The 13,301-nt window shown below is 72.3% G+C and carries 12 protein-coding genes; 6 read left to right on the forward strand and 6 right to left on the reverse strand.

The annotated features are described in order from the left end of the window. From AMK13_RS20080 to AMK13_RS20090, 3 genes are all read right to left on the reverse strand, one after another. On the reverse strand, positions 1–660 hold the full coding sequence (locus tag AMK13_RS20080) for a polysaccharide deacetylase family protein (RefSeq protein WP_198959395.1): 660 nt from the start codon (positions 658–660) through the stop codon (positions 1–3). 261 nt (positions 661–921) lie between these two features. Next, positions 922–1,194 carry a hypothetical protein gene (locus AMK13_RS20085; RefSeq protein ID WP_074003491.1) on the reverse strand — a complete coding sequence of 91 codons (273 nt, stop codon included), beginning with the start codon at positions 1,192–1,194 and terminating at the stop codon, positions 922–924. Beyond that, positions 1,191–2,345 carry an inorganic phosphate transporter gene (locus tag AMK13_RS20090; RefSeq protein WP_241852963.1) on the reverse strand — a complete coding sequence of 385 codons (1,155 nt, stop codon included), beginning with the start codon at positions 2,343–2,345 and terminating at the stop codon, positions 1,191–1,193. Before AMK13_RS20090 ends, AMK13_RS20085 begins: the two co-directional genes overlap by 4 nt. A 371-nt stretch (positions 2,346–2,716) precedes the next feature. Between AMK13_RS20090 and AMK13_RS20095 the strand changes: the two genes are divergently transcribed. The 6 genes from AMK13_RS20095 (at position 2,717) to AMK13_RS20120 (ending at position 9,222) form a co-directional block, all read left to right on the forward strand. Next, a complete protein-coding gene (locus AMK13_RS20095; RefSeq protein ID WP_074003492.1) occupies positions 2,717–3,808 on the forward strand; it encodes a fatty acid desaturase family protein in 1,092 nt (363 codons plus the stop codon). 62 nt (positions 3,809–3,870) lie between these two features. Further along, the gene (locus AMK13_RS20100; RefSeq protein ID WP_074003805.1) at positions 3,871–5,046 is read left to right on the forward strand and encodes a glycosyltransferase family 4 protein; all 1,176 of its coding nucleotides are present in this window, start codon (positions 3,871–3,873) and stop codon (positions 5,044–5,046) included. A gap of 20 nt (positions 5,047–5,066) precedes the next feature. Continuing rightward, positions 5,067–5,933, forward strand: coding sequence for an alpha/beta fold hydrolase (locus AMK13_RS20105; RefSeq protein WP_074003493.1), 867 nt, complete (start codon positions 5,067–5,069; stop codon positions 5,931–5,933). 274 nt (positions 5,934–6,207) lie between these two features. After that, complete coding sequence (locus tag AMK13_RS20110; protein WP_074003494.1) at positions 6,208–7,500, forward strand: extracellular solute-binding protein; 1,293 nt, start codon at positions 6,208–6,210, stop codon at positions 7,498–7,500. Further along, a complete protein-coding gene (locus AMK13_RS20115) occupies positions 7,490–8,401 on the forward strand; it encodes a carbohydrate ABC transporter permease (protein WP_074003495.1) in 912 nt (303 codons plus the stop codon). The genes AMK13_RS20110 and AMK13_RS20115 overlap by 11 nt, the downstream gene beginning before the upstream one ends. After that, positions 8,398–9,222 (forward strand): carbohydrate ABC transporter permease, encoded by an 825-nt coding sequence (locus tag AMK13_RS20120; protein WP_053112138.1) that lies wholly within the window; start codon positions 8,398–8,400, stop codon positions 9,220–9,222. Before AMK13_RS20115 ends, AMK13_RS20120 begins: the two co-directional genes overlap by 4 nt. A gap of 99 nt (positions 9,223–9,321) precedes the next feature. On the opposite strand, the gene AMK13_RS20125 is transcribed toward AMK13_RS20120, so the two are convergent. The 3 genes from AMK13_RS20125 to AMK13_RS20135 all read right to left on the reverse strand — a co-directional run bounded on the left by AMK13_RS20125 (position 9,322) and on the right by AMK13_RS20135 (position 13,263). Next, entirely contained in the window at positions 9,322–10,449 is a 1,128-nt protein-coding gene (locus AMK13_RS20125) for a hypothetical protein (RefSeq protein WP_074003496.1), read from the reverse strand. 73 nt (positions 10,450–10,522) lie between these two features. Next, positions 10,523–12,133 carry a hypothetical protein gene (locus tag AMK13_RS20130; RefSeq protein ID WP_074003497.1) on the reverse strand — a complete coding sequence of 537 codons (1,611 nt, stop codon included), beginning with the start codon at positions 12,131–12,133 and terminating at the stop codon, positions 10,523–10,525. 32 nt (positions 12,134–12,165) lie between these two features. After that, positions 12,166–13,263: a hypothetical protein gene (locus AMK13_RS20135; protein WP_074003498.1), complete on the reverse strand. Its 1,098-nt coding sequence runs from the start codon at positions 13,261–13,263 to the stop codon at positions 12,166–12,168. Positions 13,264–13,301 lie beyond the last annotated feature (38 nt).

The following is a 13,301-nucleotide window of genomic DNA, read 5'->3' on the forward strand; positions in this document are numbered from 1 at the left end:
TCAGCGCAGCCAGCGGTCGCGCACCAGCTTCGCGGTCAGGTGCAGCGGCCCGTCCCGGTCGCCGACGTAACATCGGGGAAGCGCGAACTCCCCGCCGTGGACACCGGGGCTGACCGCGCACCCGTACCCGTACCCGGTGTGCGCCACCGCCTCCACGGCGGCGTCGTCGAGCGAACCGTACGGGTAGCAGAACCCCTCGACCGACCGGCCCGTGAGGTCCTCCAGCACGTGGCGGCTGTCGGCGACCTGGGCCGCCAGATCCCGCGCCCCCAGGCCCGCCAGCCGCCGGTGCGTCAGCCCGTGCGAGCCGATCTCCACCCCCTCGGCGGCGGCCTCGCGGACCTGGGCCGCCGTCATCAGCGGCTTGCGCGGGCCCTGCTCGTCCCAGTCGTTGTACCCGCCGAGCCGGCCGGCCACCACGTAGACCGTCGCCGTGAAGTCGTACTCCGCCAGTGCGGGCAGGGCCTCCTCCACGAAGTCGCGGTATCCGTCGTCGAAGCTGAGCCCCACCTTTCCCGCGGCGGTTCCGTTCCGGTGGGAACGCATCAGCTCGCCCACCGACACCCCGCGCAGTCCGCGCGCGGACAGCCAGCGCAGCTGGCGGCGGAATCGCGCGGGGTCGACGGTGATCAGATAGGGGTCCTCGGTCGCCGACGTCACCGAGTGGTACATCAACGTCCACGGGAGACGCGCCGCATCCAGGTCGGGCGCGCTTTCCGAACTATTGCGTGGTCGAACGAGTCGCATGTTCCGCTCCTGCCGTCCAGTGGCCCCGTCCGTTCAGGTGGCCCTCGGAGAAATTGCATTCTGGCAGCGTCGGGCCCGGCTTCCATTCGCGCCAGGCGACTCCGTACCATTTCACCCGGTTGCCGGAGCGGAATTCGGCGGGGCCCGCCCGGGCCGGGCCGGGGCGGCGGACGGTCAGCGGTGGTTGACGATGACGTAGATGCCCCAGCCGATCGCCGCGAGCACCAGCGCGAAAATGAGTCCGGCCAGGGTGGAGCCGACCGGGCCGGCGGTGGGCCGGACGGCCGCCGCCTCGTCGGCCGGGCCGGACGGGTCCGACGGACCGGACGGACCGGACGGGTTGAGCAGGCGCAGGCCGAGGGCGAACAGCGCGGGCAGACCGGCACCGGTGACCAGGCCCACCACGACGATCTTCCACACCGCGTCCAGGTTGACCCAGGAGTTCACGACCTCACCTCGTCCTTGACGGGCTCCGGGGCCACCGAACCGGTCCAGGCGGCGTTGACGTTCTCCGGCGTCACGGCCGGGTAGCGGGAGGCGGCGAAGAAGGCGACCGACGCCAGCACCAGCACGGTGAAGATCACCGCCACCCCGGTCGTCCCGCCGATCCCGTTCGCGGTCCAGTAGGCCACCGCGCCGACCCCCGCCGCGGCCGGCAGGGTGAGCAGCCAGGCCGCCACCATCCGGCGGGCGAGCTGCCAGCGCACCACGGCACCGCTCCGCCCGATCCCCGAGCCCAGGATCGACCCGGTGGCCACGTGGGTGGTGGAGAGCGAGTAGCCGAAGTCGGTGGAGCAGAGGATCACCGCGGCCGAGGCCGACTCGGCGGCCATCCCCTGCGGCGGCTCGATCTCCACCAGCCCCTTGCCCAGCGCGCGGATCACCCGCCAGCCGCCGATGTAGGTGCCCAGGGCGATCGCGAGCGCGCAGGAGACGATCACCCAGTCGGGCGCCTTCGCTCCGGCCTGAAGGGTGCCGTTGGCGATCAGGGCCAGGGTGATGGCGCCCATGGTCTTCTGCGCGTCGTTGGTGCCGTGGGCGAGCGAGACCATGGAGGCCGAGCCGATCTGGCCGAGCCGGAACCCGCGTCCGCGCGGGCCCTCGGGCACGTCCCGGGTGAGGCGGTAGACCAGGAGGGTGCCGACCACCGCCACCCCGCCGGCGATGAACGGCGACAGCGCCGCGGGCACGATCACCTTGGAGACCAGCCCCTGCCACTTGACGGCCCCGACCCCGGCCGCCGCCACCGTCGCCCCGACCACCCCGCCGATCAACGCGTGCGAGGAGCTGGAGGGGATCCCGAGGAACCAGGTGGCCAGGTTCCACAGGATGCTGCCGGTCAGGCCGGCGCACACCACCGTCAGGGTCACCTCCCCGCTGGCGACCAGGCCGTTGGCGATGGTCGCCGCCACGGCGGTCGACAGGAACGCGCCGACCAGGTTGAGCACCGCCGAGACGGCGACCGCGACGCGCGGCGGGAGGGCGCCGGTCACGATCGAGGTCGCCATCGCGTTGCCGGTGTCGTGGAAGCCGTTGGTGAAGTCGAAGCCCAGCGCCGTGACGACCATCAGCGCCAGGACCGCGTCGTTGCCGGTCACGGACCCGAACCTAGCCCGCGTACCGGGACACGCCCGGTTCGGCGACGACCCGGCGCGCCGCGCGGCGAAGGGCCGCCATCCGGTCGGATCAACATACGGTCACACCCCCCTCGCCTGCCGGACGGACGGCTCCAGGTGCCCGATCGCGTCGACGGCCTCCCCACAACCCACTCCCCCGGCGGCGGACCGTACGGATTCCCGACCTCCGAACGGCGGGCCGTCAGCCCGAGGCCGCCACCCGCCCGATCGGGTCGCATTCACCGGCAGCGCGGGACACCGACGGGTCGGGTACGGAAGGCTCAGGGCCTTCGAGCCCCAGGCACGCAGCACGGACACGGCCGGCCGGGGCGGCCCGAGACCGGATTGGTGGCATGACCGTTCAGGACATCCCGGACCCCCCGAGCACCGGGACCGCCCGGCGCGGCGAGTTCGCCGAACTGTACCGGCGCGTGGCGCAGGCCGGTCTGCTGCGTCGGCGCCCGCTGTACTACGCGTGCCGGAGCGCGGCACTGCTGGCCGCGCTGGCGGGGCTGCTGGCCGGGTTCACGGCGCTCGGCGCGAACTGGTGGCAGCTCGGCCTGGCGCCGCTGTTCGCCCTCGTGCTGGGCCAGTTGGCGCTGCTCGGCCACGACGTCGCGCACCGCGCGGTGTTCGCCGACCGCCGGACGACCGACCTGGTGGGCATCCTGCTGGGGAACCTGGTGGTCGGCATAAGCTACGGCTGGTGGGTCGACGACCACAACCGGCACCACGCCCACCCGAACCGCGAGGGCCAGGACCCGGCCGCCGACTCCCTCCTCTTCGCCCGGACCACCCAACAGGCCGAGCGGACACGGGGGTTGCGGCGGTTCGTGGCACGGCACCAGGCGGCACTGTTCTTCCCGCTGCTGTCCCTCCAGGCACTCGGCCTGCTCGTCGCCACCGGCCTGACCCTCACCCGCGGCACCGTCAGGCACCCGGCACTGGAACGCGCCCTCGCCGTACTGCACTACGCCGTCGCGGCGGCCCTGACCGTCCTCGTGCTCTCCCCGCTCCAGGCGCTCGCCTTCACCGCGCTGTTCGGGGCACTGTTCGGCGTCTACCTGGGCTGCATCTTCGCCCCCAACCACAAGGGCATGCCGATGACCGGCCCCGGCGCCGAGCGCACCGACTACCTCCGGCGGCAGGTGCTGCCCTCCCGCAACCTGCGGGCCGGCCGGTTCGTCCACTTCCTCTTCGGCGGCCTCGGCCTCCAGATCGAGCACCACCTCTTCCCGGCCATGCCGGTGGCGGCGCTGCGCCCGGCCTCGCGCATCGTGCGCGCCTACTGCGCGGAGATCGGCGTGCCGTACGCCGAGGCGGGTCTGACCGCCTGTTTCCGGGAGATCCTGCGGGACCTGCGCATGGTCGGCCGGTCCGTCCCGGCCCGTCCGGAGGCCGCGGCCGCGACGAAGAGCACGGCACCCGCGGAGGCCGCCCGGTGAGCGGGGTCCTGCCCCGGCCGGCGGCGCCCGCCGCGGCCGGTCCGGTCCCCGGCGGCGAGCGGCTGCGGGTGGTGATCGTCGCCGAGTCCTTCGCCCCGCAGGTCAACGGCGTGGCCCACAGCGTGCTCCGGACCGCCGAGCACCTCCTGGCCCGGGGGCACGTCCCGCTGGTGGTGGCCCCCGCGGCCCAGCGCCGCACGAGCGGGAACGCCAGCGGGAGCGGAAGCGGGAGCGAGCCGTACGAGTCGGCGTACGGCTACCGGGTGGTCCGCGTCCCGTCCGTCCCGCTGCCCGGCTACCCGGAGGTGCGGGTCGCCCTCCCCGGGCGCCGGGTGGCCGACGCCGTCGAGCAGCACCGCCCCCATGTGGTGCACCTGGCGGGCCCGTTCGCCCTCGGGGCGGCCGGAGCGGCGGCGGCCGGGCGCGCGGGCGTCCCCGTCGTCGCCGTCTACCAGACCGACCTCGCCGCCTACGCCCGGACCTACCTGCCGTTCGCCGGGGCCGCCGGGGCCCGGCTGGCCTGGCACCGGCTGCGGCTCATCCACACGGCGGCCGCGCGGACCTTGGCGCCGTCCCGGGCCTCGCTCGACGCCCTGACGGCCCACGGGGTCCCCCGGGTCCACCTGTGGCCGCGCGGCGTCGACTGCGTGCGCTTCCACCCCGGCCACCGGGACGAGGCCCTGCGCCGGCGCCTCGGCCGGCCCGGCGAGGTGCTGGTCGGCTACGTCGGGCGGCTGGCGCCGGAGAAGCAGGTCGAGCGGCTGGCCGAGGTGTCCCGGCTCCCGGGCGTACGGCTGGTGGTGGTCGGTGACGGCCCCAGCCGCGCCCGGCTGGGCGCCGCGCTGCCGGACGCGCTCTTCCTGGGCCGCCGTACCGGGCACGAACTCGCCCGGCTCTACGCCTCGTTCGACGTCTTCGCGCACACCGGACCGTTCGAGACCTTCGGCCAGACCCTCCAGGAGGCGATGGCCAGCGGGCTGCCCGTGATCGCCCCCGCCGTCGGCGGACCGCTCGACCTGGTCCAGCCCGGACGCACCGGCTTCCTCGTCCCGCCCGGCGCGGGCACCGGGTTCCGGGAGGCGGTGGAACGGCTCGCCCGGGACGCGGAACTCCGCCGGGCGTTCGGCCGGGCGGGCCGGGCCGCGGTCGTGGAACGCAGCTGGGAGGCGGTCGGCGACCGGCTCGTCGACCACTACCGGCTCGCGCTGGCGGAGTCCTCCGCCGCAGGGCGCGGGTGAGACCGAGGAACGGACCCGTCATGCACCAGCCGCTCTCCGCCGCGTACGTACCCGGCGCCCACCCGGACGCCGACACCGCCGTGTTCCTGCACGGGCTCGGCGGCTGGACCCACAACTGGGCCGCCCTGATCGAGCGCCTCCGGTCGTCGGTCCACTGCCTGGCCCTCGACCTCCCGGGCTTCGGCCGCTCCACGCCCCCGCCCGACGGCCTCGTCACCGTCGGGCGCCAGGCCGCGGCCGTCGCCCGCCACCTCGTCCGCACCGGGCACCGCCGCGTCCACCTGGTCGGCAACTCGCTCGGCGGCCTGACCGCCCTCCATCTCGCCGCCCACCGCCCGGAGCTGGTCGCCACCCTGACCCTCGTCTCCCCGGTCCTGCCCGCCCTCCCACCGCCGCAGGCCCTGCGGATCTCCCTGCTGGGCCTGCCGGGCGCCGCCCGCCTGTACGCCCGACTGCTGTCCACCCGGGGCCCCGACCGGCAGCTCGACGACCTCTACCGCCTGATCTACGCCGACCCGTCCCGCGTCAACGCCGAACAGCGGGCGACCGAAGTGCGCGAACGCCTGCGCCGCGCCGAACTCCCGTACAACCAGCAGATGTTGGTGGAGGGCGTGCGCGCCGTCGTCCGGGCCCACCTCCGGCTGCCGGGCGAGCCCTCGCCCTGGCACCAGGCCCGCCGGGTCACCGCCCCCACCCTGCTCGTCTTCGGCCGCGAGGACCGCCTCGTCCCCTTCCGTACGGCGGCCCGGTCCTACACGGCCTTCCGGGACGCCCGGCTCCTCACCCTGCCCGGCGTCGGCCACGTCGCCATGCAGGAACACCCCGACGCCGTGGCCGCGGCCTTCCGCGCCCTGCTCCCGGAGGCCCGCCGCACGCCCGGCGGGTGAGCCTCGCTATTGGTCTACTCCAATCTGTCCTGAATACGTCGTCACAGCAGGCGCCGGTCTGCCGTTCACTGTTCCTCCCAGGCGGCCGGGCTCGCTGCCGCACGACCCGTCGACCTGGGAGGTGCGAATGCGAAGGGCCTCGCCCCATCCGAAAGTTGGGGTTTCCGCCGGGCCCGGAGTCGGACGTCTTCCGGCCGAATGTCCGCTCCCCCGCGACGCAAGCTGATCTGAAGGGTAGTCAAAAGGTCACCCCCACAGTGAACTTGGAGACCCCATGGCCATTCGCGCGTCCTGTCGCCCCCTGGTCCTCACCCTGCTCCTGTCCCTGGCCGCGGCCGGATGCGGCGGCTCCGGCTCGGGCAGCGGTTCCGGGGCCGGCGGCAAGCTGACGGTGTGGCTGGCCGTGGACGCCCAGGAGAACTGGCCACAACTGGTCCAGTCCACCAACGACCGCTTCGCCAAGGCCCACCCCGGGGTCCGGGTCGACGTCCAGTACCAGCAGTGGACGACGAAGAACCAGAAGCTGGACGCCGTCCTCGCCGGGAAGAACGTGCCCGACGTGGTGGAGATGGGCAACAGCGAGACCACCAACTACATCGTCAACGGCGCCTTCGCCACCCTCGACCCGGCCCGCTTCGACCAGTCGGACGCCTGGCTGCCGGCGCTCGCCGACGCCTGCCGCGACAACGGCAAGGTCTACTGCGTGCCCTACTACGTCGGGGCCCGGGTCGGTGTCTACCGCACCGACTACTTCACCCAGGCCGGTGTGCCGGGCGCCCCGAAGACGTACCCCGAACTCCTCTCCGCGTTCGACCGGCTGAAGAGCACCTTCGGCACCCAGGACCCGAACTTCTCCGCCCTCTACATGCCCGGCCGCTACTGGTACGCGGCCATGGCCTTCCTGAAGGACGCGGGCGGCGAGATCGCGGTGAAGGACGGCAACCGCTGGAAGGCCTCGCTGTCCTCGCCCAACTCCGTCGCCGGGCTCACCGAGTGGAAGCGGCTGATCGACGCCTACTACGTCGGCGACCGCGCCAAGGACAACGGCGACCAGCCGGCCGTCGTCGGCCAGGGCCGTGTGGGCGTCTTCTACGGCAACACCTGGGAGGCCGGCGCCGCCGCCGACGAGCGCTCCGGCGGGGACCCGAAGCTGAAGGACAAGTTCGCCACCTTCCCCTTCCCCGGCCCGTCCGGCAAACTCCTGCCGCCCTTCCTCGGCGGCTCCACCCTGGCCGTGCCGGCCAAGTCGACGCGCAAGGACCTGGCCGCCGACTGGATCAGGCTGTTCACCGACCGGGAGTCCCAGAAGACGCTGATCGCCGCGAACACCCTGCCCAACAACACCACCCAGCTGACCGAGGTCGCCGCCGGCGGCATCAACGGCCCCGCCGCCCAGGCCGCGGCGACCGGGGGCTGGATGACCCCGTTCGCGCCCGGCTGGACGTCGGTGGAGAAGTCCAACGTCCTGCCCGAGATGCTGGAGCGGATCGCCAACGGCAAGGCGTCGGTGCAGGACGCCGCGCGGGAGGCGGACCGGCGGATCGACGAAGTGATCAATGAGCGCTGACCGGGGCCAGCGGCGGCGTCCGCTGCTGCCGTACCTGCTGATCGGCCCGACCGTCCTCGCGCTCGTCCTGGTGCTCGGCTACCCGCTCGTGGACATGGTCGTCCTCTCCTTCCAGGACATGACCCGCGAGCAGCTGTTCGGCGGCACCTCGCCGCCGTGGGCCGGACTGGACCAGTTCCGCAGGATCCTCGGGGACGGGTTCTTCTGGACGGTGGTCGCCCGTACGGTGCTCTTCACCGCGGTGTGCGTCGCCCTCACCGTGCTCTGCGGGCTGTTCACCGCCCGGCTGATGCACCGGGTCTCCCCGTGGGTGCGCGCCGTCATCGCCGGGGTGCTGGTCACCGTGTGGGCCATGCCCGTCATGGTCGCCTCGTCGGTCTTCCGCTGGCTCTTCGACGCCGACTACGGCGTGGTGAACTGGCTGCTCTCGAACCTGCCCGGGGTCGACCTGGCCCGCCACAACTGGTTCACCAACCCCTGGCAGGGGTTCACCGTCATCGTCGCCGTCGTGGTGTGGGGCTCGCTGCCGTTCGCCGCGATCACCCTGCGGGCCGCGCTGGCCCAGGTCCCGCCCGAGCTGGAGGAGTCCGCGGTCCTCGACGGGGCCCGGCCCCTCCAGGTCTTCCGGCACGTCACCCTTCCGGTGATCAGACCGGTCCTCGTCATGGTGACCACGCTGTCGGCCATCTGGGACTTCGGCGTCTTCAACCAGATCTGGCTCATGCGCGGCGGCCAGCCCGAGCGGGAGTACTACCTGCTGGGCGTCTACTCCTTCATCGAGTCCTTCGCCGTGAACCGGTACAGCACCGGGGCCGCGATCGCGCTCGTGACCGTCGTCCTGCTGCTCGCCGGATCGGTCGTCCACCTGCGTCAGATGCTCAGGACGGGAGAGATCGAATGAGGCGACGGCGGTCGCTGGGCCACGACCTGCTCGGACTGCTCGTCGCCGCGGTGATCGGCTTCCCCGTCTACTGGATGGTGCTCACCGCGTTCCGGCCGGCCACCGAGATCCTGAGCCTGCCACCGAAGTTCTGGCCGGGCCGCCCCACGCTCGACAACTTCGCCCGGGCGCTGGGCACCGAGACCTTCTGGGCCAACGTCCGCTCCAGCGTCGTCATCGGCATCGGCACCGTCCTGGTGTCGCTGGTCGTCGGCGCGCTCGCCGCCTTTGCCCTCGCCCGCTTCCGCTTCGCGGGCCGCAAGGCCTTCGTCGTGGTGATCCTCATCGTCCAGATGGTCCCGCTGACGGCGCTGATCATCCCGGTCTACCTGCTGCTGAACGACGTCGGGATGACGGACAGCCTCACCGGCGTGGTCCTCACCTACCTGGTGTTCACGCTGCCGTTCACGGTCTGGATGCTGCGCGGCTTCATCGCCGGGGTCCCCGTGGAACTCGAGGAGGCGGCCATGGTCGACGGCTGCGGCCGGCTCGGCGCCTTCCGCCGGGTGGTGCTCCCGCTGCTCGCACCCGGCATCGTCGCCACCTCCGTCTTCGCCCTCGTCCAGGCGTGGAACGAGTACGTCCTCGTCTACATCCTGCTGTCGACTCCGGAGAAGCAGACCGTCAGCATCTGGCTGGTCTCCTTCCAGACCAGCTTCGGGACCGACTACGGCGGTCTCATGGCCGGTGCCACCCTGACCGCCCTGCCCGTCGTGGTCTTCTTCCTCCTCGTCCAGCGCAGGATCGCCTCCGGCCTCGCCGTCGGCGCGGTCAAGGGCTGAGCCCGTCCGCACGAGAAGCCGGCCGCCGGACGGCACCACCTCCCGCCCGGCGGCCGGACACGCGAAGGGACTGCTCGCCGCCGTCCGGCCTCCCGCGCGCTACCGCACCGAGTTGAGCCGGCCCTTCCCCAACGGGTGCCAGGTGACCAGGGTGTTCATCTGCTCCGGCGTGTAGCACTCGGTGGTGATGTCGACCTTGGAGCCCTTCGGAACCGGAACGAAGATGTACTTCCAGGTGCGCTTGTCGACGCCGGGGTCCGTGGAGGACTGGACGCTGGTGGTGTACTTCGGGGCCCCCTGCGTCGGTTCGACCCTGACGATGAGGGTGGCCGGGGACTGGTCGGCCTCCGTGTAGATCCAGCCGCTGATGATGCCGTCGGTCTCCGCCGTGCAGGTCCTCCGGGTGGCCACGGGCCCGCTCAGGACGACCTGCGGCGGGTTGATCCACTGGGCGGTCCCGGTCACCCGGAGGTCATGGGCGTGGAGGTCGGGCTCGGTCACGGTGACAGTGGTCGTGAGGCGGTGCTCGACCGGCGTGGAGCCCTGGGCGGCGTGCAGGGTGAGGATGAACTCGGTGTCCTCGTAGAGCGCTGGCGAGACCCAGGAGAGGGCGTCGTCGACGCTGAAGGGCGCGACCGTGCCGTACTCCAGGGTGTACGAGGCCTGGCCCTCGGTGGGCGCGGTGGCCTTCCACTCCAGGGTGGCCGGGGTGCCCCGGGGCACGGCCACGGCGACGGGCCGGAAGTCCGTGAAGGTCAGTCCCGGCAGCACCTTTGTCACGCTCAGCGAGGTCGCGGCGGGCGGGCTCGCGGTGTCCTCCTCGACCCCGATCGCGCAGGTGCCGACGACGTCGTCGACCGCGATGTGGGTCAGGGTGAAGACCAGCGCGCTCTCCGCACCGGGGCTGATCTGCTTGGCCTTCGGCCTGGTCGGGGCCGCCTCGAAGCGCCCCTTCCCGGGTTCCGGCTGCCGGAGCCGCCAGTTCTTGGGAGCCGTCAGCTGCACGCTGTCGGGGTTCCCGGTGAGGGCGTCGGCACCGGAGCCGACGGGCAGGGTGAAGGCGATCAGCCCGCAGCTGACGACCTCGTCGGTGTCGTTGGTGACGGTGATCGTCAGTTGGCCGTCCTGCCCCTTCACCTGGAGCGGGTCCGGGGTGGGCGTCAGGGTGTACGTGAGGAGGGGAACTGGGGTGCCCGCGAGGCGTTCCCGCGGCTGGGGGTTCGTCACATCTCACCGCTCGTCGTGGGGTGGAAAGGGGTGGTGGGCCCCGGGTGGTGCCCCGGTGGCCGCCGTCCGGGCGTCAGGACTTCCACGGCGGCACCAGGGCGAACCCGCCCTCTCCCACGGTGGCCTGCACCGGCAGCGGCTCGCCCAGGGGGCCGGCGTACTCTCCGGGGACGAACCCCGTGCTGGCCGCTTGGATCCCGCCGACATGGGCCACGTAGAACGAGGCGCCATTGGGGTGGACCGCCACGTCGTACCCGCCGATGGCGAGGGTCTTCCACGTGGCACCGCTGTCCAGGGACACCAGCGTCTCCTCGGGGTTGGTGACGCACACGACCGTGCCGTCGTCGGAGACCGAGACGGAAGTCGGGGCGTGCGACGAGGGGATCGCGGACACCGTGAACTCCCCGTCGTCCGTGACGCCCACCAGGTACCCGACAGTCGGAACGTGGCCGTGTGCCCCGTCGGCTGTCACGGCGGCGGACGTGGTGAAGACCAACAGCGGTTGGTCGCCGTTCAGGGCCGCCCAGTCGAGCTTTCCCCCTTGGGAGATGTCGCACGACGCGATGATCTGCCCGTACCAGTCGCCCTTGGAAACGGCGATGAACCAGGCGCGCGACGCGGTGAACCAGCACTGCACGAGGGTCATGTCACCGGCGGTGAAGTCGACGTCCACCTTGACCGAGGACTTCTTGCCCGGGCCGGACGCCGAATTCACCATGCACATGATGGCGGTCGGGTACCCCTGGAGCGAGTCGGCGTCGATGACGAGGACGTGCTCCTCGTCGGCGTACCGTACGGCCCGGGCGTCTCCGAACCACTCCTGCCAGGTGTTCGGGGCCGGGTCCTCGAACCCCGTACTGATGGACTTGCTGAGCCCTACCCCGTCGGTGACGACGAAGTGGTCGCGGGCCTGGTTGAACGCGAACCTGTAGTCGTGGGCGTTGTAGTCGTCGTGCGGGACCTCGGTCCCGGCGTCCACGTCGACCTCTGCCACGGTCGTGTCGGTGCCCACGTACATCGTCCCGTGGGCGATGAGCTCGATCCCGTGCCAGGGGCCGTCGGACGTCGCCTTCACGGCACCGAGGACGCCCGTACTCGGCGTCCACGGCTGGTACTTGTTGGCAACGAAGAGGTACCCCTGGTCCGCTCCGGGGTGGTGCATGGCCGAGGTGATCCCCTGGGCGAAGGCCGGGTCGATGCCGGGCCACAGGTCGCCGATGGGGCCGTCCTGGTCGTCCACCACCTCCTCGTCGACCAGGTCGTAGTGGACGCACCGGTCGCCCTTGAAGAACCAGGCGCTGGTGTCGCCCGCCGGCAGGATCGCGTCGACCCCTCCCAGGTAGGCATCGGGCAGGTACGCGAAGGCCTCGCCCTGCTTGGAGATGGGGAAGGGCCCGAGGACGACCGCCTTCTTCTTGTAGTCGTAGTGGATCACCTGGTCACCGTGGAAGAAGTACGCCTCCGAGGTGGAGCCGGGGATCGCCATGGCCACGGGATGGGCCTGGTACTCCTCGGGGAGCGCGCTGAAGGCGTCCGGGAGTACGCCGATGCGCTGGCCGTGGTCGGCGGTCCAGTCGTACACGAGGTTGCCGCGCTTGCTGAAGAAGTAGCTGGTGGCGGGCGCCTCCTTCGCGAAGGGGACGCTGAGGACGCCGATGACGTAGGGGGACGGCTTGTTCTGCATGTCGGTGCTCCTGTCCGTGATCGCGCGGCCGGTCAGCCCGCGAGGGCGCCGGTGCCGAGCGGCACCCAGACCAGCTGGCCGCTGTAGACGGCGTCGCAGGCCGCGGTGGCCTGGATATGCGCTCCGGCGGGGACGGGCGTGAACACCCGCCCGTCCTGGTTCTTGTCCCCTCCGGCCGGGTCGGTGGACTGCACGGAGATGCTCGGCAGCGGCGCGTCCGCCCCGGGCGCCGTGATGGCGATCTGGAGCGTCGCCGGGCTGCCGGAGTCGGTGGTCTTGATGTAGCCGTGCAGGAAGCCGTCGGTGGGGGCGGTCCTGGTCAGGGGCAGGTCCTTGACCGCGTCGAACTGCTGGACCGCGCCGAGCAGGCTCGTCGTGCCGTTGACGGAGAGGTTCCCGACCTCCATGTCCGGATTGGTCACGGTGACCGCCGTGGTGAGGGTGTGCTGCACCACGTCCCCGCCGGAGGTGGACGACTGCTGGATGAGGAACGCGGTGGTGGTGTCCAGGGGCGGGGACGTCCACCGCCCGTTGCCGTTCGCGTCGATGTCGCCGTTCACCTCCACCGACTGGTTGTCGCCGTAGTAGAGGACGTAGTCGGCGGCCGGCGGGGGCGTGCACGTCCAGCTGAGCACCACGGTCCCGTCGTGGCCGACCGCGGCGTGGTCGGGGGTGAAGTCGCTCAGGACGAGGTCGGCGGTCAGCTTGCGGACCGGTCGGGCCTGGACGGCCGTTCGCGGCGCTTCCCCGTCGCCGCGGGCGAGTTCGGTGATCCGGAGGCGCGCCGTACCGGCCTGTTCGCCGACGGCGATGCCGGAGATCTCGAAGGTGTGCCGCTCCCCCGGTGCGAGCGGCTCGGTGGGGGTCGCGGTGAAGGACGCGGAGTCCTTCGCCGAGTCGTCGGAGCGCAGCCGCCAGCGGGACTCGTCGACGGCCCGGAACTCCGCGTCGTGCGTGGTGGCGCAGTCGGAGGGCGCGCTGCCCACCGGCAGGGTGAAGGTGACGGAGTCACAGGTGACCGGCGTGGCCCGCCGGTTGGCGACCGTGATCCGGAGGGCACCGCGTCCGCCGGCCGGAAGGGGCGTCGGGTGGAGCGTGTAGGTCAGGAGCGTGGGGAGGGCAGGGCTCATGGGGTTCCTCGGGTGAGTCGGAGTGGCGTGCACGTGGA

This window comes from Streptomyces sp. CB02056, assembly GCF_001905545.1.
Taxonomy (GTDB): Bacteria; Actinomycetota; Actinomycetes; order Streptomycetales; family Streptomycetaceae; genus Kitasatospora.